General features: G+C 68.8%; 19 protein-coding genes. 12 read left to right on the forward strand and 7 right to left on the reverse strand.

Going from position 1 to position 24,528, the window contains the following annotated elements; genetic code table 11:
* Nucleotides 1-7 precede the first annotated feature (7 nt).
* From AU198_RS02695 to AU198_RS02705, 3 genes are all read left to right on the forward strand, one after another.
* Complete coding sequence (locus AU198_RS02695; protein ID WP_502689259.1) at nucleotides 8-829, forward strand: DUF3152 domain-containing protein; 822 nt, start codon at nucleotides 8-10, stop codon at nucleotides 827-829.
* A 192-nt stretch (nucleotides 830-1,021) separates the two neighbouring features.
* The gene (moeZ, locus tag AU198_RS02700; protein WP_064345883.1) at nucleotides 1,022-2,200 is read left to right on the forward strand and encodes an adenylyltransferase/sulfurtransferase MoeZ; all 1,179 of its coding nucleotides are present in this window, start codon (nucleotides 1,022-1,024) and stop codon (nucleotides 2,198-2,200) included.
* Nucleotides 2,201-2,236: 36 nt separating this feature from the next.
* Nucleotides 2,237-3,091: a TIGR02569 family protein gene (locus AU198_RS02705; RefSeq protein ID WP_064346035.1), complete on the forward strand. Its 855-nt coding sequence runs from the start codon at nucleotides 2,237-2,239 to the stop codon at nucleotides 3,089-3,091.
* Nucleotides 3,092-3,162: 71 nt separating this feature from the next.
* Here the strand turns inward: AU198_RS02705 and AU198_RS02710 are convergent, their stop codons facing one another.
* A complete protein-coding gene (locus AU198_RS02710) occupies nucleotides 3,163-3,459 on the reverse strand; it encodes an MGMT family protein (RefSeq protein WP_064345884.1) in 297 nt (98 codons plus the stop codon).
* Nucleotides 3,460-3,461: 2 nt separating this feature from the next.
* The gene (locus AU198_RS02715) at nucleotides 3,462-4,292 is read right to left on the reverse strand and encodes an alpha/beta fold hydrolase (RefSeq protein ID WP_064345885.1); all 831 of its coding nucleotides are present in this window, start codon (nucleotides 4,290-4,292) and stop codon (nucleotides 3,462-3,464) included.
* A gap of 6 nt (nucleotides 4,293-4,298) precedes the next feature.
* Here AU198_RS02715 and AU198_RS02720 point away from each other — a divergent pair, with 6 nt between their 5' ends.
* Nucleotides 4,299-7,418, forward strand: coding sequence for an ATP-dependent helicase (locus AU198_RS02720; RefSeq protein ID WP_064345886.1), 3,120 nt, complete (start codon nucleotides 4,299-4,301; stop codon nucleotides 7,416-7,418).
* Nucleotides 7,355-10,678 carry an ATP-dependent DNA helicase gene (locus AU198_RS02725; RefSeq protein WP_082690824.1) on the forward strand — a complete coding sequence of 1,108 codons (3,324 nt, stop codon included), beginning with the start codon at nucleotides 7,355-7,357 and terminating at the stop codon, nucleotides 10,676-10,678. Before AU198_RS02720 ends, AU198_RS02725 begins: the two co-directional genes overlap by 64 nt.
* Here AU198_RS02725 and AU198_RS02730 read toward each other — a convergent pair.
* Nucleotides 10,675-11,070: a DoxX family protein gene (locus tag AU198_RS02730; protein ID WP_064345888.1), complete on the reverse strand. Its 396-nt coding sequence runs from the start codon at nucleotides 11,068-11,070 to the stop codon at nucleotides 10,675-10,677. The genes AU198_RS02725 and AU198_RS02730 overlap by 4 nt on opposite strands.
* 48 nt (nucleotides 11,071-11,118) lie before the next feature.
* Between AU198_RS02730 and AU198_RS02735 the strand changes: the two genes are divergently transcribed.
* The gene (locus AU198_RS02735) at nucleotides 11,119-12,195 is read left to right on the forward strand and encodes a potassium channel family protein (protein ID WP_064345889.1); all 1,077 of its coding nucleotides are present in this window, start codon (nucleotides 11,119-11,121) and stop codon (nucleotides 12,193-12,195) included.
* A 10-nt stretch (nucleotides 12,196-12,205) separates the two neighbouring features.
* The gene (gene nudC / locus AU198_RS02740; RefSeq protein ID WP_064346036.1) at nucleotides 12,206-13,132 is read left to right on the forward strand and encodes an NAD(+) diphosphatase; all 927 of its coding nucleotides are present in this window, start codon (nucleotides 12,206-12,208) and stop codon (nucleotides 13,130-13,132) included.
* A gap of 7 nt (nucleotides 13,133-13,139) precedes the next feature.
* Here nudC and AU198_RS02745 read toward each other — a convergent pair whose 3' ends face one another.
* A complete protein-coding gene (locus AU198_RS02745) occupies nucleotides 13,140-13,391 on the reverse strand; it encodes a mycoredoxin (protein WP_064345890.1) in 252 nt (83 codons plus the stop codon).
* Between the two features lie 83 nt (nucleotides 13,392-13,474).
* Here AU198_RS02745 and AU198_RS02750 point away from each other — a divergent pair, with 83 nt between their 5' ends.
* From AU198_RS02750 to AU198_RS02760, 3 genes are all read left to right on the forward strand, one after another.
* Nucleotides 13,475-15,610 carry an ATP-dependent DNA helicase UvrD2 gene (locus AU198_RS02750; RefSeq protein WP_064346037.1) on the forward strand — a complete coding sequence of 712 codons (2,136 nt, stop codon included), beginning with the start codon at nucleotides 13,475-13,477 and terminating at the stop codon, nucleotides 15,608-15,610.
* A 140-nt stretch (nucleotides 15,611-15,750) separates the two neighbouring features.
* Nucleotides 15,751-15,939 (forward strand): hypothetical protein, encoded by a 189-nt coding sequence (locus tag AU198_RS02755; protein WP_064345891.1) that lies wholly within the window; start codon nucleotides 15,751-15,753, stop codon nucleotides 15,937-15,939.
* A 140-nt stretch (nucleotides 15,940-16,079) separates the two neighbouring features.
* Entirely contained in the window at nucleotides 16,080-16,361 is a 282-nt protein-coding gene (locus tag AU198_RS02760; protein WP_064345892.1) for a WhiB family transcriptional regulator, read from the forward strand.
* Between the two features lie 36 nt (nucleotides 16,362-16,397).
* Here the strand turns inward: AU198_RS02760 and AU198_RS02765 are convergent, their stop codons facing one another.
* The 3 genes from AU198_RS02765 to AU198_RS02775 all read right to left on the reverse strand — a co-directional run bounded on the left by AU198_RS02765 (nucleotide 16,398) and on the right by AU198_RS02775 (nucleotide 20,071).
* On the reverse strand, nucleotides 16,398-17,738 hold the full coding sequence (locus AU198_RS02765) for a macrolide-binding ATPase MABP-1 (protein ID WP_064345893.1): 1,341 nt from the start codon (nucleotides 17,736-17,738) through the stop codon (nucleotides 16,398-16,400).
* A gap of 42 nt (nucleotides 17,739-17,780) precedes the next feature.
* Nucleotides 17,781-18,611 (reverse strand): hypothetical protein, encoded by an 831-nt coding sequence (locus AU198_RS02770; protein WP_064345894.1) that lies wholly within the window; start codon nucleotides 18,609-18,611, stop codon nucleotides 17,781-17,783.
* A 65-nt stretch (nucleotides 18,612-18,676) separates the two neighbouring features.
* Nucleotides 18,677-20,071 (reverse strand): zinc-dependent metalloprotease, encoded by a 1,395-nt coding sequence (locus tag AU198_RS02775; protein WP_197416000.1) that lies wholly within the window; start codon nucleotides 20,069-20,071, stop codon nucleotides 18,677-18,679.
* Between the two features lie 155 nt (nucleotides 20,072-20,226).
* Here AU198_RS02775 and AU198_RS02780 point away from each other — a divergent pair, with 155 nt between their 5' ends.
* Nucleotides 20,227-21,249, forward strand: a complete 1,023-nt coding sequence (locus tag AU198_RS02780) for a YlbL family protein (RefSeq protein WP_064345896.1) — start codon at nucleotides 20,227-20,229, stop codon at nucleotides 21,247-21,249.
* 77 nt (nucleotides 21,250-21,326) lie between these two features.
* Nucleotides 21,327-24,338 (forward strand): UPF0182 family protein, encoded by a 3,012-nt coding sequence (locus tag AU198_RS02785; RefSeq protein WP_064345897.1) that lies wholly within the window; start codon nucleotides 21,327-21,329, stop codon nucleotides 24,336-24,338.
* Nucleotides 24,339-24,528 lie beyond the last annotated feature (190 nt).

Consider the following 24,528-nt stretch of genomic DNA (forward strand, 5'->3'; position numbering starts at 1 on the left):
CGTCCTCATGGTGTTGACCGGGGTCGTCGTCTACCAGACCATCACCGGCACCGGCGCGCCGGCACCGAAACAGGCCGAGGGCCCGGTGCAGGGCCCACCGACCATCGGCGTGGCCAGCACGGCGATCATCGGGGCGCCGCCCAAGGGGTTGACGCAGTTCGACGCGAACCTGCCGACCGGAATCCTGCCCCAGGGCGGCCCGTTCACCGAGGCCGGCGCCAAGACGTGGCACGTCGTGCCGGGAGCCACCTCGCAGGTCGGCCAGGGCACCGCGAAGGTGTTCACCTACACGGTCGAGGTCGAGGACGGCATCGACACCACGACATTCGGCGGCGACGAGGCGTTCGCCCGCATGGTCACCGAAACGCTGGCCAACCCCAAGAGCTGGACCCACAACCCGCAGTTCGCCTTCACCCGTATCGACGGGACGTCGGGAATCGAACCGGACTTCCGGGTGTCGCTGAGCACGCCGATGACCGTGCGCGAGGGCTGCGGCTACGACATCCAGCTGGAGGCGTCCTGCTACAACCCGGCCTACCGCGACGGGCAGCCGCGCGTGTTCATCAACGAGGCGCGGTGGGTGCGTGGTGCGGTGCCCTTCCAAGGCGACGTCGGGTCGTATCGGCAGTACCTGATCAACCACGAGGTCGGCCACGCGATCGGCTACCAACGGCACGAGCCCTGCGGGGGCAACGACCAACTGGCACCGGTCATGATGCAGCAGACTTTTTCCACCAACAACAACGACGCAGCGCGCTTCGACCCGCAGTCGGTGCAGCCCGACAACCACATCTGCAAACCCAACCCCTGGCCGTACCCGATCGCCTGAGTCGCTTCCTTGATTCCGCGAGCGGCCGTGTTTGTGCGGCAACACGCCGTGCCTGGACGTACCAGAGCGGTCGCTCGTACACGCTGACCGACCACCGAACGTGCGGGAAGCGATCGTCGCTCGTTGCTGTTGAATGTCGTAACTGCTGTGATGGTCATAGACGTCGAATCAGGTGGATCAAGGAGAAACACGGTGTCGACACCGTTGCCGCCGCTGGTAGAACCGGCGGCCGAACTCACCCGCGAGGAAGTGGCGCGCTACAGCCGTCACCTCATCATTCCCGACCTCGGCCTGGACGGGCAGAAGCGGCTGAAGAACGCCCGTGTCCTGGTCATCGGCGCCGGCGGGCTGGGTTCCCCGACGCTGCTGTACCTGGCCGCCGCAGGCGTCGGCACGATCGGGATCGTCGAGTTCGACGTGGTCGACGAGTCCAACCTGCAGCGCCAGATCATCCACGGCCAATCCGACATCGGCCGGTCGAAGGCCGAGAGCGCGCGTGACTCGATTCTCGACATCAACCCACTGGTGACGGTCAACCTGCACCAGTTCCGGCTCGAACCCGAGAATGCGGTCGAGCTGTTCGAGCAGTACGACCTGATCCTGGACGGCACCGACAACTTCGCGACGCGCTACCTCGTCAACGACGCCGCCGTGCTGGCCCACAAGCCCTATGTGTGGGGGTCGATCTACCGCTTCGAGGGCCAGATCTCGGTGTTCTGGGAGGACGCCCCCGACGGGTTGGGTCTGAACTACCGAGACCTGTACCCCGAACCGCCGCCACCGGGAATGGTGCCGTCGTGCGCGGAGGGCGGCGTGCTCGGGATCCTCTGTGCGTCGGTGGCATCGGTGATGGGCACCGAGGCCATCAAGCTGATCACCGGCATCGGCGAAACGCTGCTGGGCCGCCTGATGGTTTACGACGCACTCGACATGACCTATCGCACGATCAAGATCCGCAAGGACCCGTCGACCCCGAAGATCACCGAACTGATCGACTACGAGGAATTCTGCGGCGTGGTGTCCGACGCCGCCGCCGAGGCCGCGGCCGACTCGACCCTCACCCCCCGTGAGCTCAAGGAGCTTATCGATTCGGGCAAGCCGTTGGCCCTGATCGACGTACGCGAACAGGTCGAGTGGGACATCAACCGCATCCAAGGCGCGGAGCTGATCCCCAAGGGCGCCTTCGAATCCGGCGAGGCGCTGGCCAAGTTGCCGACCGACCGGACGCCGGTGTTCTACTGCAAGACCGGTGTGCGCTCAGCCGAGGTGTTGGCGATCGCGAAGAACGCCGGGTTCTCCGACGCGATGCATGTGCAGGGCGGAATCGTCGCGTGGGGTAAACAACTCGAACCCGACATGGTCATGTACTAACGGCTGGTTTGCCGAAACTCCGCTTACGCTGAGGTGGTGACTGTCGAACGGCCACCGGATCATGTGCTGGCCGCGTTCGGCCTGTCCGGTGTGCAACCCGTTGCGCTCGGGCCGGGCTGGGAGGGCGGCTGGCGCTGCGGGGAAGTGGTGGTGTCGATGGTCGCCGACCACGCGCGCGCGGCATGGTCGGCCAAGGTCCGCGAGACGCTGTTCGTCGACGGGGTGCGCCTGGCGCGTCCGGTGCGGTCGACCGATGGGCGCTATGTGGTGGCCGGGTGGCGTGCCGACACCTTCGTCGCGGGAACTCCCGAACCGCGCCACGACGAGGTGGTCTCGGCCGCGGTGCGACTGCATGAGGCGACGGCCAAACTCGAACGCCCGAGATTCCTGACGCAGCCACCGGTGGCGCCGTGGGCCGATGTCGACGTGTTCATCGCGGCCGACCGCGCAGCCTGGGAGGAACGGCCGCTGCACTCGTTGCCGCCGGGCGCCAAGGTGTCCCCGGGGTCGGCCGACGGGCAGCGCTCGATCGAGTTGCTCAATCAGCTTGCCACCCTGCGTAAGCCGACGAAGAGCCCCAGCCAGCTGGTCCACGGCGACCTCTACGGCACAGTGCTTTTCGCGGGCACCGCCGCACCCGGGATCACCGACATCATCCCGTACTGGCGGCCGGCGTCATGGGCAGCCGGCGTCGTCGTGGTCGACGCGCTGTCCTGGGGCGAGGCCGACGACGGACTGATCGAACGCTGGGGCCCGCTGCCGGAGTGGTCGCAGATGTTGTTGCGCGCGTTGATGTTCCGCATCGCCGTGCACGCCCTACATCCGCGGTCGACGGCGGCCGCGTTCCCCGGTCTCGCGCGGACGGCGGCGCTGGTCCGCCTCGTGCTCTAGTCTGTGGCGCGAACGTGGGTTACCCGCACATTTTCGGCGCTCAGATGTGCATCAACCCCACACTCGCGGCGCTAGAACCGGTGTCGCACCTCGGCGAGCCGGATCCGACCGTCGTGCGCGAGAACGCCTTCGGCCCGGAGCCGCTCGAGTTGGCGCGTCGCCAGGTGCGCAGCCGGTTTCCCTGACGCCGTGATCACCCGGTGCCACGGCAGGTCTGACGAGTCGGTGCGCATGATCCAGCCGACGATGCGGGGACTGGAAAGCCCGGCGGCATCGGCGATGTCACCGTACGTCGACACCCGGCCCGGCGGTATCGAAGCGACCAGTGCGCGCACGGCCTCCACCTGCTCGTCGGTGACCGCCGCCATCGCTAGGACTCGAGGTGCTCGCGGATCAGCGCCGCGGTCTCGGCGGGCCGGGCCTGGGCGACCATGTGGTCGCAGTCCCACTCCAAGAGCCCGAAGTCCGCGCCGAGTCGCTGCGCGAGGGTGCTGACGATCTCGTCGGTCGCATACGGCGGCCTGGTGCGGGCGGCCCGCACCAGTGTCGTGGGAATCCCCTTGGGAGGCACCGTGACCGGGCGCGCGAGCTCGCTCCAGTACGCCATCATCGCCGGGATGCTGATCCGCCAGCCGACCCGCCCGGACGGCAGATCGATCAGATGCTCGTCGAGCTCGCGATCCAACTCGGCCGATGCGACCTCACCCCACGACCCGTTGGCCTTCTCGGCGCGCGCCTCGGCGCGGTCGGTGTAATCGGGGGAGGCGAACATGTCGTCGGCGATCTGGCGCATCCACTCGCCGTCCAAGCCGACGGCCGGGTCCAGCAGGACCATCCGCGACACCAGCTCTGGCCGGGCGGCAGCCAGATTCAGCGCCACCGCACCGCCGAAGGAGTGGCCGACCACCACCGCGGGACGCTCGAGCAGCGCGGCCAGCGCCGTGGTGTTCGAGTCGATCGACCACGGCGCCGCCCACGACGAGCGGCCGTGCCCGATGAGGTCCGGTGCGACGATCGCGTACTCGGGCAGGTGGCGGGTCGCCAGCGTCTGCCACCGCTGGCCGTGCCCGGTCAGCCCGTGGATCGCCAACACCTGTGCGGGCCCGGCCGGCCCGTAACGGTGAACGTGCAGGGGTTCGGTCACGGCTGTGATGCTGCCAGCCTCGGGTGAGGGCCACGTGTCGGACCCCCGTGGTGTCATTCCCACATGTCCGCACCGCACACCGACCTCACGCCGAGCGCGCTCACCGATCCCGGCACGCGCGGCGCTTTCCGTGTGATCGGAGGGCCCGGCACCGGCAAGAGCTCGCTACTGATCCAGACGGCGGTCGCGCACATCGCCGCCGGCATCGATCCGGAATCGGTTCTGCTGCTGACTGGTTCGGCTCGACTCGGCGCGCAGGCGCGGGCCCGCATCACCTCGACGCTCTTGCAGGCCGGTGCCCGCGCAGTCGTTCGCGAACCGCTGGTGCGCACTGTGCACTCGTATGCGTTCGCGGTGCTGCGGCTGGCCGCTCAGCGCAACGGCGATCCGCCGCCGCGGTTGATCACCAGCGCCGAACAAGACGGAATCATCCGCGAACTGCTCGCCGGCGACGTCGAGGACGGCGACCGCGCGGCGACCGCGTGGCCGCACCATCTGCGCCCGGCGTTGAGCACGGTCGGCTTTGCCAACGAGCTGCGAGACCTGCTGGCCCGGTGCGCCGAACGCGGTGTCGATCCCCTTGAACTGCAACGCATCGGGCGGCGCTCGGGTAGGACGGAGTGGCTGGCGGCCGGCCAGTTCGCCCAGGCCTATGAGCAGATCATGCTGTTGCGTTCGGCTGTCGGAATGGCGGCTCCACAGGCCACCATCCCGGCACTGGGCGCGGCCGAACTGGTGGGAGCGGCGCTGGAGGCGTTGGCCACCGACGGTGAGCTGCTGGCCGCCGAACGTGGACGCATCAAGATCCTCCTCGTCGACGACGCACAGCAACTCGACCCGCAGGCCGCGCTCCTGGTTCGGGTGCTGGCTCAGGGTGCCGAAACCACGGTGTTCGCAGGTGATCCCAATCAGGCGGTTTTCGGCTACCGCGGTGCCGACCCGGCGCTGCTGCGCGGCGAGGAGCCGGCGATCGTGCTGACCGAGTCACACCGCTGCGCACCGGCGATCGCCGGAGCCATCACCGAGGTTGCACGACGGCTGCCCGGCGCCGAGCAGGGGCGCGTGCTGACCGGTGCGCCCGGCCCCGACGGCACCGTGGCCGTGCGCATCGCCGCCTCGCCGCATGCGGAGTCGGCGATGATCACCGACGCGCTGCGCCGGGCGCACCTCGTCGACGGCGTCCCGTGGTCGCAGATGGCTGTCATCGTGCGTTCGGTGCCCCGCCTGGGCGCGGCGTTGGCGCGCACGCTGGCCGCGGCCGGAGTCCCGGTGGATAGCCCATCGCCTGCGACACCGCTCGGCGACCAGCCGGGCGTGCGGGCCCTTCTCACCGTCTTGGCGGCGACATCGCACGGTCTCGACGCCGACCAGGCGGCGTCGTTGGTGACGGGACCGATCGGCCGCGTCGATCCGGTGTCGCTGCGTCAACTGCGGCGCGCCCTACGACGGATCGACGGCTCGCAACCGCCGCGCGGTTTCAGCGATCTGCTGGTCGAGGCGTTGGAGCACGGCGTCGACGGATTGCCGGAGAGCCTTGGCCGGCCCGTGGACCGCGTGCGCAAGGTGCTGGCGGCCGCCCGTCGCAGTGCCGAGACGGGGGGCGATCCGCGCTACACGCTGTGGCAGGCCTGGCAGCGTTCCGGGCTGCAACGACGTTGGCTGGCCGCGAGCGAACGCGGCGGCGTATCCGGTGCGCAGGCCGACCGGGACCTCGACGCCGTCACCGCGCTCTTCGACGTCGCCGAGCAGTACGTGAACCGCACCGCGGGCGCGACGCTGCGCGGGTTGATCGACCACGTCGCGAATCTCGGGTCGCCCGCCCGCGACGAGCGCGCCGACGACGACGCGGTCGCCGTGCTCAGCGCCCACGCCGCGATGGGCCGCGAGTGGGAGTTCGTCGTCATCGCCGGCGTGCAGGAAGGCCTGTGGCCGAACACCGTTCCGCGTGGCGGCGTATTGGCCACCCAGCAGCTCGTCGACCTGCTCGACGGCGTCACCCAGGACGCAGAAAGCGTGTCGACCCGGGCGCCGCTGTTGGCCGAGGAACGCCGGTTGCTGATCGCCGCGATGGGGCGTGCCCGCAGCCGCCTGCTGGTGACGGCGGTCGACAGCAGCGGCGACGAGTCGCTGCTCCCGTCGGCGTTCTGCTACGAGTTGAGCACGCGCTCCCAAGACGACGGTTCCGACATGACCGAGCCGGTCAGCGCACCGCGCGTGCTGGCCCCCGCGGCGCTGGTCGGACGGCTGCGCGCCGTGGTGTGCGCGTCCGACGGCGCGGTCGACGACACAGTAAGGGCATGTGCGGCAACGCTGTTGGCGCGGTTGGCGGCGGCCGGCGTGCCCGGAGCCGACCCGTCGCAGTGGCAGTCGATGACTCCGCTGTCCAGTGAGGACCCGCTGTGGAACGTCGGCAACCACACCGTGACGCTGTCGCCGTCGACGCTGCAGATGCTCACCGACTGTCCGTTGCGCTGGCTGCTGGAGCGGCACGGCGGCGCCGACGGTCGCGACGTGCGCTCGGCGGTCGGCTCGCTGGTGCATGCGCTCGTCGCCGACCCGGGGCGCACCGAGAGCCAGATGATCAACGAGCTCGAGAAGATCTGGCCCAATCTGCCGTTCGAGTCGCGCTGGTATGCCGACAACGAACTCGGTCGGCAGCGGGAGATGTTGGCGACGTTTGAGCGGTGGCGTGCGCAGACCCGCGGCCAGCTCACCGAGGTGGGCAGCGAGATCGGTGTCGACGGTGTCGTGGTCGACGGCGGCGACGACGGGCTCGACGTACGCGTACGTGGACGTGTCGACCGCCTCGAACGCGACAGCGAGGGGCGGCTGGTCGTGGTCGACCTCAAAACCGGCAAGAGCCCGGTCACCAAGGACGATGCGCAAAACCACGCCCAGCTGGCGATGTATCAGCTGGCCATCGCGGAAGGTCTGCTCGCGCAAGGAGACTCACCGGGGGGCGGCCGATTGGTCTACCTCGGCAAAACCTGCGCATCGGGTCCGACCGAGCGCACACAGGACGCGCTGACACCCGAGAAGCGCGACCAGTGGCGTGACACCGTGCGCGCGGCGGCGGCAGCCACCCAGGGTCCGGAGTTCGTCGCGCGGATCAATGACGGATGCGGCCACTGCCCGGTGCGGGCCATGTGTCCCGCCCAGGCCGCGACTGGAGGACAGCCATGACCCCGCGCTACAGCCCGCACGAACTCGCCGCGGCCCTCGGCCTTTTCGCGCCGACCGAGGAGCAGGCCGCCGTGATCGCGGCCCCGCCCGGACCGCTCGTGGTCATCGCCGGCGCCGGTGCCGGCAAGACCGAGACCATGGCGGCGCGGGTGGTGTGGCTGGTCGCCAACGGGTTCGCTCGCCCCGGTGAGGTTCTCGGCCTCACCTTCACCCGCAAGGCAGCCGGACAGCTGCTGCGCAGGGTCCGCACCCGCCTCGCCCGACTCGAGGGCGCCGGCCTCTCCCTTGCCGGCGGGAGATACCCCCACGACGGCGGCGCCACCATCGACGAGCCACCGACCGTCAGCACGTATCACGCGTTCGCCGGCAACCTACTGCGCGAGTACGGCCTGCTGCTGCCCGTCGAGTCCGAGACCCGGCTGCTGAGCGAAACCGAGCTGTGGCAGTTGGCCTTCCGTGTCGTGTGCGAGCACCCCGAACTGCACACCGAGAAGACGCCGGCGGCGGTCACCTCGATGGTGCTGCGGCTGGCGGGTCAACTCGCCGAGCACCTCGTCGACACCGACCAGTTGCGCGACACGCATGTCGAGCTCGAGCGGTTGGTGCACACGCTGCCCGCCGGCCCCTACCAACGCGACCGCGGCCCCAGCCAGTGGCTGCTGCGGCTGCTGGCCACCCAGACCGAGCGCACCGAGCTGGTCCCGCTGATCGACGCCCTTCATCAGCGGATGCGGGCCGAGAAAGTGATGGACTTCGGTATGCAGATGGCCTCGGCCGCCCGGCTGGCCGAAAACTTCCCGAATGTCGGTGAGCAACTGCGCCAGCGGTATCGGGTGGTGTTGCTCGACGAGTACCAGGACACCGGGCATGCGCAGCGCGTCGCCTTGTCGTCGTTGTTCGGCGGGGGAGCCGACGACGACCTCGCGCTGACCGCGGTGGGCGATCCCATCCAGTCGATCTACGGGTGGCGCGGTGCGTCGGCCACCAACCTGCCGCGCTTTGCCACCGACTTCCCCCGTTCGGACGGCACGCCGGCGCCCACCTTGGAGCTGCGTACGAGCTGGCGCAATCCGCCCCGCACGCTGTATCTGGCCAACGCGGTGTCGGCACAGGCGCGGCGTCGTTCGGTGGCGGTGCGTTCACTGCTGCCCAGGCCGGACGCCCCGCCGGGCACAATCCGATGTGCCCTGCTGAATGACGTTGCCGCCGAACGTGAGTGGCTCGCAGGCCATATCGCCGACATCTATGAGCGGTCCCGCGAAGACGGGGTGCCGGCGCCGACGACGGCCGTGCTGGTGCGCCGTAACGCCGACGCCGCGCCGATGGCTGAAGCGCTCACGGCCCGCGGTGTGCCGGTCGAAGTCGTGGGGCTGGCCGGCCTTCTCGGCGTGCCCGAGGTCGCCGACGTGGTCGCGATGTTGCGGATGATGGCCGACCCGACCGCGGGCAGCGCGGCCATGCGGGTCCTCACGGGGCCACGCTGGCGACTGAGCGGGCGCGACATCACCGCGCTGTGGAGGCGCGCGGTGCAGCTCGACGACAGCGGGCGAGCCGACGCCCCCGCCGAGGCCGCCGAACGCATTGCCGCCCAGGCGGCCCCCGACGCCGACACCGCGTGCATCGCCGAGGCGGTCACCGACCCCGGTGCGCCCGAGGCCTATTCGCCGACGGGATACGCGCGGATCGTCGCACTGGGCCGCGAGCTGACCGCATTGCGGGCTCATCTGTCACACCCGCTTCCCGAGCTTGTCGCCGAGGTGCGCCGCGTGCTCGGCATCGACACCGAGGTGCGCGCGCGCCGCCCCGTCTCGGCGGGCTGGTCGGGCACCGAACATCTCGACGCGTTCGCCGATGTGGTGGCCGATTTCGCCGGCCGCCCGGGCGCCGGTGTCACCAGCCTGCTGGCCTACCTCGACGCCGCCGAAGAGGTGGAGAACGGCCTGGCTCCCGCCGTGGGGTCCGTCGCGGCCGACCGGGTGCAGATCATGACCGTCCACGCGGCAAAGGGACTCGAATGGCAGGTGGTCGCCGTTCCGCACCTCAGCGGTCGCGTCTTCCCCTCGACCGGTACCACCCGCACCTGGCTGACCGACGCGGGAGACCTCCCTCCGCTGCTGCGCGGCGACCGGGCCACGCTCTCCGAGCACGGCGTCCCGGTGCTCGACACCAGCGACGTCAACGACCGCAAGCGGTTGTCCGACGTGATCGGCGAGCACAAGAGAAACCTCGAACAACGCCGCATCGACGAGGAACGCCGCTTGCTCTACGTGGCGCTCACCCGCGCCGAGGACACCCTGTTCTTGTCGGGGCACCACTGGGGAGCATCCGAAAGCAAGGCCCGTGGGCCATCGGAGTTCCTCTGTGAGCTCAAAGGCATCATCGGCAAGTCCGCCGAAGAGGGTGAGCCCTGCGGCGTGATCGAACAGTGGGCACCCGCTCCACCCGATGGCGAGCCGAACCCGCTGCGGGACAAGGTGGTCGAAGCCGTCTGGCCCGCCGATCCTGCCGGTGCGCGTCGCGGCGATGTGGCTCGCGGGGCAACGCTTGTGGCCGCGGCGATGTCGGGTGCCCGCGACGACGAACCCGTCGAGTCCGGAGAAGGATGGGAGGCCGACGTCGACGCGCTCATCGCCGAACGCACCCGGGTGGTCGAACCGTCGGCGCCACCGCTGCCTCTTCAGGTATCGGTCAGCACCCTGGTGGAGCTCGGCAAAGACCCCGAAGGCGTCTCACAGCGGCTGCGCCGCAGGCTGCCGACGCGTCCGGATCCACATGCGTTGCTGGGCACGGCGTTTCACGACTGGGTGCAGCGCTTCTATCACGCCGATCGCCTGTTCGACCTCGACGATCTGCCCGGTGCGGTCGACCATCACACCGCGGTGGCCGAGGAACTCGCTGAGTTGCAGGCGGCGTTCGCGGTGTCGCCGTGGGCCGCGCGCACCCCGATCGACGTCGAGGTGCCGTTCGACATGGTGATCGGCGGACGGGTGATCCGGGGACGCATCGACGCCGTGTTCGCCGACGACGACGGCGGGGCCATCGTGGTCGATTGGAAGACGGGCGAGCCTCCGAGTACTGCGGAAGCCATGCAGCACAACGCGATTCAGCTCGCGGTGTACCGGGTGGCGTGGGCCGCCCTGCACGGATGCCCCGTCGAGTCGGTGCGGGCGGCGTTTCACTACGTGCGCAGCGGCGTCACCATCACCCCTGACCCGCTGCCCGACGTCGACGAACTCGCCGACCTGCTGGAGGCGGCCTAAGACTCGCGGTACACCTTGACGGCCTGGACGATCATCGGAATCTGCAGCGGCAGGCGGGCGATCGCGATCAACCGCATCGGCCACGGCTTGTCCCACCACAACCGCACCATGTTGACGTTGCCGGGGAACACCGCGACAAACAGTGCCACCGCGGCCAACGCACCCAAACGTCGCGTCCCCGGCACCAGCAGCAACCCCGCCACCCCGAGCTCAGCGACACCCGAGGCGTAGGTGTAGAACCGCGGACTGCCGGGCAGCTCGGCGGGAATGATGCCGTCGAACGGCTTGGGCGCCACGAAGTGCAGCGTCCCGATACCCAGCAGGCCGGCCGCCATCCGGTAGGCGCGCGACGGGCTGGCCATTTGCTGCAGTTCGGGCGGGGGAGAGGTCATGATTACATTGTGGCGTGCACACCCCTGCGGGACCGGTAACGGGTCCTCGTGGCAAAAGGTAGGCTGCGGCGCCGGCTCGCCGCGATCGAACAGGACCTGACTACACAGCCCGACTCGCGGCTCGTCGACATCCTGCGGATTCCCGAACCGTTCGTCAGCCCGACCCAGCGGATCATCCGCCGTGTCATCTACGCGACGCTGGCGCTGATGGCGGCCGTGTTCATCGTGTACCTGGACCGCGACGGCTACCGCGACGTGCAGGACAACCAGCTGTCGTTTCTGGACTGCCTGTACTACGCGACCGTCTCGCTGTCGACCACCGGCTACGGCGACATCACCCCGTTCACGCCCGAAGCCCGGTTGATCAACGTCCTGGTGGTCACCCCGCTGCGCGTCGCCTTCCTGATCGTCCTCATCGGCACCACAGTCGAGACGCTGACCAGCCAGTCGCGCGCGGCATTGAAGATCCAGCGATGGAGGAGCAGAGTGCGCAACCACACCGTCGTCATCGGCTATGGCACCAAGGGCAGGACGGCGGTCGCCGCGATGGTCGGCGACGAGGTCGCCCCCGCCGACATCGTCGTCGTCGACGAGAACGCCGGCGCGCTCGAACGCGCCCGCAGCGCCGGGCTGGTCACCGTCCACGGCGACGCCACCAAGGCCGACATCCTGCGCCTGGCCAGCGCCCAGCACGCGAAGTCGATCATCGTCGCCACCGACGACGACGCCAGCGCCGTGCTCGTCACATTGACCGCGCGTGAGCTCGCGCCCAACGCCAAGATCATCGCCGCGGCCCGCGAGTCCGACAACCAGCACCTGCTGCGGCAGTCGGGCGCCGACTCGACCGTGGTGTCCTCGGAGACCGCGGGCCGACTGCTCGGCATCGCCACCCAGACCCCCAGCGTCGTGCAGATCATGGAAGACCTGCTCACGCCGGACGCCGGCTTCGCGATCGCCGAACGGGAGGTGACGCCCAAGGAGGTGGGCGGCTCCCCGCGCCACCTACACGACATCGTCCTCGGCGTCGTCCGTGGAGGGGAGCTGCTGCGCGTCGACTCACCGGAGGTGGACACGGTCGAGTCCGGCGATCGGCTGCTCTACATCCGCAATGCGGACGCCGAGTGACAACCGAACGATGACCCGGTTTCGCCTCCGCAACGTGCCGCTGCTGTCCCGCGTCGGCGCCGACCGCGCCGATGCCCTGCGCACCGACATCGACGCCGCTCTGGCCGGATGGCCCGACGCGCTGGTGCTGCGCGTCGACCGCCGCCACCAGGTGTTGATCGCCGAGGGCAGCGTGGTGCTCGGCGACGCGGCCAAGCTCGGCGACCGCCCGCCGGAGAACGCAGTCTTCCTGGGCAGGCTCAACGACGGTCGGCATGTGTGGGCGATCCGCGCTGCCCTCGAGGGGCCGGAGGACCCGCACACCGAGACCGAGGTGCTCGACCTGCGCCGGGCCGGTCAGGTGTTCGACGACGTCAGCGCACAACTCGTCGCCACCGCGACCGCGCTGCTCAACTGGCACGACAGTGCCCGGTTCAGCCCGCTCGACGGTTCACCGACCAAGCCCGTCAAGGGCGGGTGGGCGAGGGTCAACCCCCTCAACGGCCACGAGGAGTATCCCCGCATCGACCCCGCGGTCATCTGCCTCGTACACGACGGACACGACCGCGCCGTGCTGGCCCGTCAAACGGTCTGGCCGGAGCGGCTGTTCTCGATCCTGGCCGGTTTCGTCGAGGCCGGTGAGTCCTTCGAGAGTTGCGTCGTGCGCGAGATCGCCGAGGAGATCGGGCTGACCGTCACCGACGTCACCTACCTGGGCAGCCAGCCCTGGCCGTTCCCGCGGTCGCTGATGGTGGGCTTCCACGCGATCGGCGATCCCGATCAGCAGTTTGCGTTCAACGACGGTGAGATCGCCGAGGCCGCCTGGTTCACCCGGGCCGAGATCCGCGAGGCCCTCGACCACGGCGACTGGAGCAGCGACTCGCCGTCACGGCTGCTGCTTCCGGGATCGATCTCGATCGCGCGCGAGATCATCGAGTCCTGGGCCGCGCTGGACTAACCCCGGACTAACCCGCCAGCTTGGCCTTGACCTCGCGCGCGGTCGGATTCGTCAACGTCGAACCGTCGGGCAGCTTCAGCGTCGGCACGGTCTGGTTGCCCCCGTTGGCCGTGGCGACGAACTCCGCGGCCGCGGCATCCTTCTCGATGTCGACCTCGGTGAACTCGATGCCCTCGGCCTGCAGCGCCTTCTTCAGACGCACGCAGTAGCCACACCAGGTGGTGGTGTACATGATCACGGGAGTCTGTGCTGCGCTCATAAGGCGTTCAACGTATCGGATGGACCGAACATGCCCGACGCCGTACCGGTCATTTGTCACCGGCCCCTGCCAAGATGGACCGCATGTCGGTAGAGGTCGCTTCGGTGGGCAGCCGCCCGGACGCCGTCGACGACCTCGACGACGAACAGCGCGAGGCGGTGCTCGCCCCGCGCGGGCCGGTGTGCGTGCTCGCCGGCGCGGGCACCGGTAAGACCCGCACGATCACCCGCCGCATCGCGCACCTGGTCGCGGCCGGCCACGTCGCGCCCGGGCAGGTCCTCGCGGTCACCTTCACCCAGCGCGCGGCCGGTGAGATGCGCGCCCGGTTGCGTGCGCTCGACGCGGCGTTCGGCGGTGTCGGCACCGGTTCGGTGCAGGCGATGACGTTTCACGCCGCCGCGCGTCGCCAGCTGTCGTACTTCTGGCCCCGCGTCGTCGGCAACACCACGTGGGAACTTCTCGACACCAAATTCGCGGTGGTGGCCCAAGCCGCCAACCGGGCCCGCCTGTCGACCGGCACCGACGACGTGCGCGACCTCGCGGGCGAGATCGAGTGGGCCAAGGCATCGCTGATCAGTCCCGAGGACTATCCGGCCGCGGTCGCACAGGTCGGCCGCGACATCCCGTTCGACGCGGCGAAGGTCGCGGCCGTCTACACCGGCTACGAGGCGCTCAAGGCCCGCAGTGACGGCACCACACTGCTCGACTTCGACGATCTGCTGCTGCACACCGCCGCGGCCATCGAGAACGACGCCGCGGTGGGGCAGGAGTTCCGCGACCGCTACCGCTGCTTCGTCGTCGACGAATACCAGGACGTGACGCCCCTGCAACAGCGCGTGCTCGACGCCTGGCTCGGGGAGCGCGACGACCTCACCGTCGTCGGCGACGCCAACCAGACCATCTACTCCTTCACCGGCGCCACCCCCCGCTACCTGCTCGACTTCTCCCGGCGCTTCCCCGACGCGGCGGTGGTCCGCCTGGAACGCGACTACCGCTCGACCCCGCAGGTGGTGTCGCTGGCCAACCGGGTCATCGCCGGTGCGCGCGGCCGGATGGCGGGCAGCAAGTTGCATCTGGTCGGTCAGCGCGATCCCGGCCCCGCGCCCCGGTTCGCCGAGTACCCCGACGAGGTCGCCGAGGCCAAGGCGGTGGCCAAGAACATCAAACGGCTTCTCGAATCCGGCACCGAACCGGCCGAGATCGCGGTGCTCTACCGCATCAACGCCCAGTCGGAGGTCTACGAGGAGGCGCTCACCGAAGCCGGCGTCCCGTTCCAGGTGCGCGGCGGCGAGGGTTTCTTCAGCCGCCAGGAGATCCGCCAGGCGCTGGTGGCGTTGCAGCGCGCGGCCGAACGCAGTGCCGAACCGGACGTCGACAGAGCTCTGCCCGAGGTGGTGCGTGCGGTGCTCGAGCCACTCGGGCTGACCACCGAGCCGCCGCCGGGCACCAAAGCGAGGGAACGGTGGGAAGCGCTGACGTCGCTGGCCGAACTCGTCGACGAGGAAGTCGCGCTGCGCCCCACCCTCGATCTGCGCGCACTGCTCGTCGAACTGCGCCAGCGCGCCGACGCGCGCCACCCTCCGGTCGTGCAGGGCGTCACGCTGGCCTCACTGCACGCGGCGAAGGGGCTGGAGTGGGACGCGGTGTTCCTGGTCGGCCTCGCCGACGGCACGCTGCCCATCTCCCACGCCCTTGCGCACGGTCCCGACAGCGAGGCGGTCGAAGAGGAACGGCGGTTGCTCTACGTCGGAATCACCAGGGCGCGTGTGCATTTGGCGCTCAGTTGGGCGCTCGCCCGCGCTCCGGGTGGACGGCAGAGCCGCAAACCGTCGCGGTTCCTCAACGGCATCGCGCCGCAGTCGTCGAACACCAGCGACACACCGACCAAGCCCCGCCGTCCCCGCGGCGCGACCCCCCGCTGTCGCGTGTGCAACAGCGCGCTGACCGCACCGGCGGCAATCATGTTGCGCCGCTGCGAAACCTGCCCGTCGGACATCGACGAGCAATTGCTCAGCGACCTCAAGGACTGGCGGTTGCGCACCTCCAAGGAGATGAGCGTGCCGGCGTATGTGGTGTTCACCGACAACACGCTGATCGCGATCGCCGAGACCCTGCCCACCGACGACGCCGCGCTGGTCGCGATCCCGGGCATCGGGGCGCGCAAGCTCGAGCAGTACGGCGCCGATGTGCTCGCCATGGTCAAGAGCCGAAGCCGCTAGGCCGGCGACCTCACGGCCAAACGTCGTAAAGATCGCGCCAAACCTGCTGGTCAAAAATCAATTGTCAGCCGCCGCTGTTACGCTTAGCCTCAACATCACACTGTTTGGGTGTCTTTTGCGCGAAAGGAGGGACCGACATCATGGGTAGCAACTACGCATTCACCGGCGTAGCCGTTGCTGGTATGACGCGGACCCTCCATGTCGCCGCCGCCGCGGCGCATCCCGCGTTCGCCGCCGCGCACGCCGCCGGTGCCGCCGCTGCCATCACCCCGCAGCGCAAGCGCCGCGCCGCCGCGACTGTGTCGTCCGTCGATCGGGGCACCACCTAGGTAAGCCCACGATTTCGCCGAAAAGGCCACGGACCCGCAGTCGGATCCGTGGCCTTGGTCTTTTGGACACCACTCCAAAGCCCTGGTCCCGGATCCACAGGGAAGAGATTTCGAAACCCACGACCAGGGAAGGACTGGACATGTCACTCGGGACATGCCGAGACAAGACGAAGCTGGCGGTGCCGTGTCACAGGGGCGATCCCGATATGTGGTTCGCCGAGAATCCCGTCGAACTCGAACGCGCCAAGGCGCTGTGCGTGCAGTGCCCGATCCGGCGTGAGTGCCTGGCCGCAGCGCTGGAACGGCAAGAGCCGTGGGGTGTTTGGGGCGGCGAGATCCTCGAACGGGGCACCGTCATCGCGCGCAAGCGTCCACGGGGCCGGCCGCGCAAGAACGGCATCGGGAACCCGGCAGCCGCATAGACGGCTGCCGGTTTTTCCCGCCAAACGTGCTGTTTCTCAGGCGGCTTCGTCGGCGAAGCCCGGGATCAGCTCGGTGGCAAGGCTTCTCGCCGGAACATGCGCATCGAGTTGGCACGCGATCGCGACGTTGGACGCGATCACCCGCATCGGGATGGCGAGCTTGGCCGGAATGTCCATCTGCCGGGCGGCCTTGATCTGGCCGGCGGCGCGCTCGGGCCGCATGTTCGCGGTGGTGATCCGCTGCAACCACTTGCGGTTGTAGTGGAAGACCTCCACCTCGAGCGGTTCGACGTACTGGCGCATCATGTCGTCCATTTCGCGCTTGGAGACCTGCTCGCCCTTCTGGATGAAGCCGATGTTCTGCATGGTGGTGAGCAGGTTGTCGTAGTCGTCGTTGAGCGCATACCGCGTCGCCAACCCGATCTCGATCGGGATACCGCCGGGCATCGGGGCGACCGCGCCGAAGTCGATGACACCCATCTTGTCGCCGGGCAGCAGCATGAAATTGCCCGGATGAGTGTCACCGTGCATCATCTCAAGCCGGCGAGGCGCATCGTAGGTCAGCTCGAAAAGCCTGGTACCCATCAGGTCTCGTTGTTCCTGAGTGCCCTCTCGGATGATCACCGACATCGGCACGCCCTCGATCCACTCCTGGATCACGACCTTGGGAGCGCTGGCCACGATGCGGGGAACCACGAAGCGCGGATGGCCTTCGTAGGCCTTGGCGAACGCGCGCTGGTTGTCGGCCTCCAGCCGGTAGTCGAGTTCCATCTCGGTGCGCTCGATGAGTTCTTTGACCACACTGTCGACGTCGGCGCCGGGGGACAGTTGCTTGAGCACGCCCACCATGCGCTGCATCGTCTTCAGGTCGGCGCGCAGCGCCTCGTCGGCGCCCGGGTACTGGATCTTGACCGCGACCTCGCGACCGTCCGACCACACCGCCTTGTGGACCTGACCGATGCTGGCCGACGCCACGGGCTTGTCGTCGAAGGACGCGAACCGCTCCCGCCACTTCGTACCCAATTGGGCGTTGAGCACCCTGTGCACCTTGGCCGCGGGCAGCGGCGGAGCCTCCCGTTGAAGCTTGGTCAGCGCCTCGCGGTACGGCTTGCCGTACTGCTCGGGGATCGCGGCCTCCATCACCGACAGCGCCTGACCGACCTTCATCGCCCCGCCCTTGAGCTCACCGAGCACGGTGAAAAGCTGTTGAGCGGCCTTGTCCATCAGTTCGGCGTTGACCTCGTCTTTCGACCGTCCGGTCAACCGTTTGCCGAAGCCCAAGGCTGCCCGGCCGGCCATCCCGACCGGCAAGCTCGCGAGCTTGGCGTTGCGCGCGGCCCGACCCCGCTTGATCTCACTCACCAGACCATCATCCATGACGCGGTTGCCCGCAGCGCAACGACTTGCCAACGGCCGATGTCAACATGCGCAGCGAGGATGCCGCGACCATCGCCGTGCCACCACCGAACCCACGTTGACGTCGAACTCCAATGTGGTGTCCAGCGTCGGCGGCGGTTCGGAGGAGCCGGCGACGTCGGCGCCGCCACGCACCGCGCGAACGACCCGGTCGACCTGGTTGAGGGCCAGCGCCGCGGTCGCCAGCACCGTGGCCCGGTCTGCGCTGCCCACGGTGTGGCGCAGTTGGGCCGCGAGTGCCGGCCACGCCGCGTCACGGTCGCTACGGTGCAGGTCCGCGCAGGCCAAACAGCTCGTCACCCCCGGCAGGACCAGCGGCCCGACCAGGCCGACACCGTCGCGCACGCGCACCGGCAGGTGGGCGACGCCGACGGCATGGAGCTCGCGCACCATACGCGGGTCGGCCACCAGGTAGTCGGCGAGCACCACGAGGTCGGTCGGCTCCGACGGCGCACCGGTGTCGGTACGGGTGCTGTGAGTCAGGCGCGCACCCGAACAGCGCAGCGCCGAGGCGAGCAGATCCGACAGCGGGCCGCGCCCGTGGATGCGCACCGCAGCCGAACGGCCACGCCGTCGCGGGGCGGTCGTGACCACACCGGCGTCGACCAGGGACGTCAGCAGGTTCTCGACGGGCGCGCCGTCGGGGGCGAGCGCCGCGAGGTCGGCCAGTCGCGCGCCGGTCTGCAGACGGCGCAGCATGTCGGCCAGCGTGGCCGCCGACATCCCCGCCGGTGGACGGATCACGACCGCGCGCCGCGGGTCCCAGCCCACCTGCACAGCCCCGTCCGGTCGCATCAGCACCGGCGTCGCGGCGCTCAACGCATAGCGCGTCATCGATCGAGCGTGCCACGCCGCGCGCCGGTCACCCGCGGTTATCCACAGGGGCACCGGCTGAAGCGCTACCGGTCGTCGTCGTCCGGCTTCTGGATGTCCTTCTCGAGGTCGGCGATCGCCTCCTCGATGGCGCTGTCCATGCCGCTGGTGTCGCCGCCGATCATCCGGTCGATGAACCCGGCCGGTTCGTCGAGGTCCTTGGCGCTGGGCAGCAGGTCGGGGTGCTGCCACACCGCGTCGCGGCGGTCGGACCCGACCGCCTCGGTCAACCGTTCCCACAGCGCCGCGGCCTCGCGCATCTTGCGTGGACGCAGTTCCAGTCCGACCAGCGTCGCGAACGTCTGCTCGGCCGGTCCGCCGGTGGCGCGGCGCCTGCGCAGCATCTCCGCCAGCGCCGAGGTGCCGGGGATGCGGTCGCCGAGCGCGTCGGAGACGACGGTCTGCACCCAACCCTCGATCAGCGCGAGCAGCGTTTCCAGCCGCTCGAGCGCCGCGGTCTGCTCCGGCGTCGCCTTCGGCTCGAAGATGCCCTGGTTGAGCAGCTGCTCCATCTGGGCCGGGTCGGTCAGCGCGGCGGGGTTGAGGCCGGAAGCCAGTTCCTCGATGCCGCTCATGTCGATCTTCATGCCGCGGGCGAACGCCTCGACCGCGTTGAGCAGCTGGCTGGAAAGCCACGGCACGTGACTGAACAGGCGGTGGTGGGCGGCCTCCCGGGCGGCCAGGAAGGTCAGAATCTCGCTACGCGGTTGCTCGAGGCCCTCCGACAGCGACTCGACCGCCTCGGGCATCAGCGCGGCCACGCCCTTGGGGCCCAACGGCAATCCGATGTCGGTGGAGGTCAACACTTCTCGCGACAGTTTGCCCAGCGCCTGGCCGAGCTGCGAGCCGAACGCCATGCCGCCCATCTGCGTCATCATCGACAGCAGCGGACCGGCCATGGTGCGCGCCTCCTCCGGGAGCGCCGACACCCACACCGTCGAGATCTGTTCGGCGACCGGGTCGCACAGCCGCTTCCACGTCTCGAGGGTGTTGTCGATCCAGTCCGTGGGCGTCCACGCGACCGCCTTGCTGGTTCCCGCGGGCAGTGCTGTCACGCCGTCGAGCCATGTCTCGGCCAGGCGCACGGCGCCGTCGATCGCCTCAGTCGTCTTCTCCGGCACGGGTGCGACGAAACCGATCTGGCTCGACGCCAACTGGCGCGCCAGGTCGTAGTTCACGGGTCCGGAGTGTTTCCCGCCGGCCATCGCGCTGCCGGCGCCGCTGAACATCTCGCCGAGCTTGCTGAATATCTGCCCCAGCTGGGACATGTCGAATTCGGAGCCGCCTTGAAAGCCCATGCCGAACGGGTCGCCGGGGCCCCCGGATCCGGAGTCGGGATCTTTCTTGCGCTTGTCGCGCTCGGGGTCGTCGCCGGCGGAGAAGCCGAAAGGCACGTCAGCCATGCCCTCAACGGTACTCACCAGGATGGGGTCTCGTGGGTGGGCGTCTCACGCTGACAGCGAACCGACCCTGGACCGCCTTTTCTGCGCGACGGCAGCGCTCGCGCCGGTGTGACCGCCCGGCGAGCGACGTCGTGGGCACGGTCGCCCGCGGGGCAACCTTTAGATTGGGCGGCGTGAACAGGCGGACTTTGACATTGCTCGTCGCGCTCGTGCCGATTCTGGTGTTCGGCGTGCTGGTGTCGGCGGTGATTGTGCCATTCGTCTCCCTGGGCCCGGGCCCGACGTTCAACACGCTCGGCGAGTTCGACGGTAAGCCGGTCGTCGAGATCGAGGGCACCGACGTCTACCCGACGTCGGGACATCTGAACATGACGACGGTGTCGCAACGCGACCAGCTCAGGCTGGGCGAGGCGATGGTGCTGTGGCTGTCGGGCCGCGAGCAGCTGGTCCCGCGCGACCTGGTCTATCCGCCGGACAAGACCCGCGAAGAGGTCGACGAGGCCAACACCACCGATTTCCGCAACTCCGAACGCAGTGCCGAGTACGCCGCGCTGCATTTCCTGGAGTTCCCGATGGCGGTGACGGTGGAAAACGTCAACGACCCGGGCCCGTCGGCGGGAAAGCTGCGCGACGGTGACGCGATCGACGCCGTCAACGGCACGCCGGTCACCAAACTCGAGGAGTTCCAGGCCCTCTTGAAGGACACCAAACCGGGGGACACCGTGAGGTTGGACTACCGGCGCAAGGACGCACCGTCGGGCGTCGCCACCATCACGCTGGGCAAGCACCCCGACCGCGACCAGGGTTTCCTCGGCATCGGCGTCCTCGACGCGCCCTGGGCGCCGTTCTCGATCGAGTTCAACCTCGAGAAAATCGGCGGGCCGTCCGCGGGGCTGATGTTCTCGCTGGCGGTGGTCGACAAGCTGACCACCGGCGACCTCAACGGCGGGAAGTTCGTCGCGGGCAGCGGAACCATCAGCGGCGACGGCGAGGTCGGCTCGATCGGCGGCATCACCCACAAGATGCTTAGCGCGCGCGAGGAGGGCGCCACCATCTTCCTGGTGCCCGCCGACAACTGCGAAGAAGCCAAGACGGCGCCGCAGGACGGTATGGAACTGGTCAAGGTCGAAACCCTGCCGCAGGCCGTCGACGCGTTGAAGACCTTGTCCGCCGGTGGCGAACGCCCCCATTGTTAGGTCACCGGCGAAAAGCCGTTGCGTAGAGTTGGGGCCACGTCGAGCACGACGTAGCCGAATGAAACTGGAGTCAACGAGTGGGTATGCGGCCCGCGGCACGAATGCCGAAGCTGACACGACGTAGCCGAATCCTCATCGCGCTGGGAGCCGTGATCGTGCTCCTGTTGTTGATCGGCCCGCGGCTGATCGACACCTACGTCGACTGGCTGTGGTTCGGCGAACTCGGCTACCGCTCGGTCTTCACCACGGTGCTGTTCACGCAGATCCTGTTGTTTCTGGTCGTGTCGCTGCTGATCGGTTCGATCCTGTTCGCGGGGTTGGCGCTGGCCTACCGGACCCGGCCGGTGTTCGTGCCGACCAACGGCCCCAACGACCCGGTCGCGGCCTACCGCACCGCGGTGATGGCGCGGCTGCGCCTCGTCGGCTTCGGGGTCCCCGCGCTCATCGGCCTGTTCGTCGGGCTGTTCGCGCTCGGGCAGTGGGAGACCGTCCAGTTGTTCCTGCACGGCAACAGCTTCGGGATCACCGACCCGCAATTCGGCAAGGATCTGGGCTTCTACGCGTTCGACCTGCCGTTCTACCGGCTCGTCCTGAACTACCTGTTCGTAGCGACGTTCCTGGCCTTCATCGGAAACCTGTTGGGCCACTACCTGTTCGGCGGGATCCGGCTGTCCGGGCGCGCCGGTGCGTTGAGCCGTGCGGCGCGCATCCAGCTGATCACCCTGGTCGGCATCCTCATGCTGCTCAAAGCGATCGCGTACTGGCTGGACCGTTACGAACTGCTGAGCCACACCCGCGGCGGCAAGCCGTTCACCGGCGCGGGCTACACCGACATCAACGCGGTGCTGCCCGCCAAGCTGATCCTGATGGCGATCGCCGTGATCTGCGCGGCCGCGGTGTTCTCGGCGATCGTGCTGCGCGACCTGCGGATCCCGGCGATCGGCGTGGTGCTGTTGCTGCTCTCGTCGCTGGTGGTCGGCGCGGGCTGGCCGCTCGTCGTCGAGCAGTTCAGCGTCAAACCCAATGCGGCGCAGAAGGAAAGCGAATACATCAGCCGAAGCATCACCGCGACCAGACAGGCCTACGGGCTCACCGACGACGTGGTGAGCTATCGCGACTATCCGGGTAACGCCCCCGCGACCGCAGCCCAGGTGGCCGCTGACCGCGCCACGACGTCGAACATCCGCGTGCTCGACCCCAACATCGTCAGCCCGGCATTCACCCAGTTCCAGCAGGGCAAGAACTTCTACTACTTCCCCGACCAACTGAACATGGACCGGTACCGGGATGACGACGGCAACTTGCGCGACTATGTCGTCGCCGCGCGCGAACTCAATCCCGACCGGCTGATCGACAACCAGCGCGACTGGATCAACCGCCACTCGGTCTACACCCACGGCAACGGGTTCATCGCTTCGCCGGCCAACACCGTGCGCGGGGTGGCCAACGACCCCAACCAGAACGGCGGATATCCGGAGTTCCTGTCCAGCGTGGTCGGCGCGAACGGTGAGGTGATCTCGCCCGGGCCCGCCCCGCTGGCCCAACCCCGCATCTACTACGGCCCGGTCATCGCCAACACCCCGGCCGACTACGCCATCGTCGGCGAAAACGGCGCCCCGCGCGAATACGACTACGAGAACAACGTCGAGACCCGCAACTACACCTACACCGGTGAGGGCGGCGTTCCGATCGGCAACTGGCTGACGCGCAGCGTCTTCGCCGCAAAGTTCGCCGAACGAAACTTCCTGTTCTCCAACGTCATCGGGGAGAACAGCAAGCTGCTGTTCAACCGCGACCCGGCCAAGCGGGTCGAGGCGGTGGCGCCGTGGCTGACCACCGACACCACCGTCTACCCGGCGATCGTCAACGAGCGGATCGTCTGGATCGTCGACGGCTACACCACGCTGGACAACTATCCGTACTCGGAGTTGACCACGCTGTCCTCGGCCACCGTCGACTCCAACGAAGTGGCGCTCAACCGGTTGCAGCCCGACAAGCAGGTGTCCTACATCCGAAACTCGGTCAAGGCGACCGTCGACGCCTACGACGGCACGGTGTCGCTGTACGCGCAGGACGAGCAGGATCCGGTGCTGCAGGCATGGATGAAGGTGTTCCCGGGTACGGTCAAGCCCAAGAGCGAGATCTCCGCCGAACTGCAGGAGCATCTTCGCTATCCCGAAGACCTGTTCAAGGTGCAGCGCGCGCTGCTGGCCAAGTACCACGTCGACGATCCGGTGACGTTCTTCTCGACATCGGACTTCTGGGACGTTCCGCTGGATCCCAACCCGACCGCGAGCAGCTATCAGCCGCCGTACTACATCGTGGCCAAAGACCTCGCGGAAAACGACCGTGCGGCGTCGTTCCAGTTGACCAGTGCGATGAACCGGTTCCGGCGCGACTTCCTGGCCGCCTTCATGAGTGCCAGTTCCGACCCCGAGACCTACGGCAAGATCACCGTATTGACCATTCCGGGTCAGGTCAACGGTCCCAAGCTGGCGTTCAACGCGATCAGCACCGATACCGCGGTGTCCCAGGACCTCGGTGTGATCGGGCGCGACAACCAGAACCGCATCCGGTGGGGCAACCTGCTGACGTTGCCGGTCGCCGAGGGCGGATTGCTCTATGTCGCACCGGTGTACGCCTCGCCCGGGGCCAGCGATGCCGCGTCGTCGTACCCGCGCCTGATCCGTGTGGCGATGATGTACAACGACAAGGTCGGTTACGGCCCGACGGTGCGCGATGCGCTCACCGAGTTGTTCGGACCCGGCGCGGACGCCACCGCCACCGGCCCCGCGCCGATCGCGGGCACCGGCGGACAGCAGCCCGCCGCCCAGCCGCCGGCCGACGGTGAACCGCCGGCCCGCACCCCGGCCAACCAGCAGGGCCGGGCACCGGAGTCGCCGCCGCCCGCGGCGGTGCCGCCGGGTGGACCGGTCCAGCTGTCGGGCGCGAAAGCCGCTGCGCTGCAAGAGGTCAACGCGGCGCTCGACGGGCTGCGTCAGGCCCAGCAGGGCGGTAACTTCGCCGAGTACGGCGAGGCGCTGCAACGCCTCGACGACGCGATGGAGAAGTACCAGTCCGCGAGCTGAGGCCGCCACTGCCGCGAGCTAAGCCACCACTGCCCCGAGCTGAGCCGCCACTGCCGCGAGCGACCGCGTCTGCACGGCGACACGCCGCGAAAGTGCGTACATTTTCGGTCGCTCGCGCCGTGCGGACGGCCGCGCGACCGCAGGCGTGACGGGTCTCACCGCCATTGGTGACCGCCCGATTTGGAACTGC

The sequence above is a fragment of the Mycobacterium sp. GA-1199 genome, from assembly GCF_001500045.1.
Taxonomy (GTDB): Bacteria; Actinomycetota; Actinomycetes; order Mycobacteriales; family Mycobacteriaceae; genus Mycobacterium.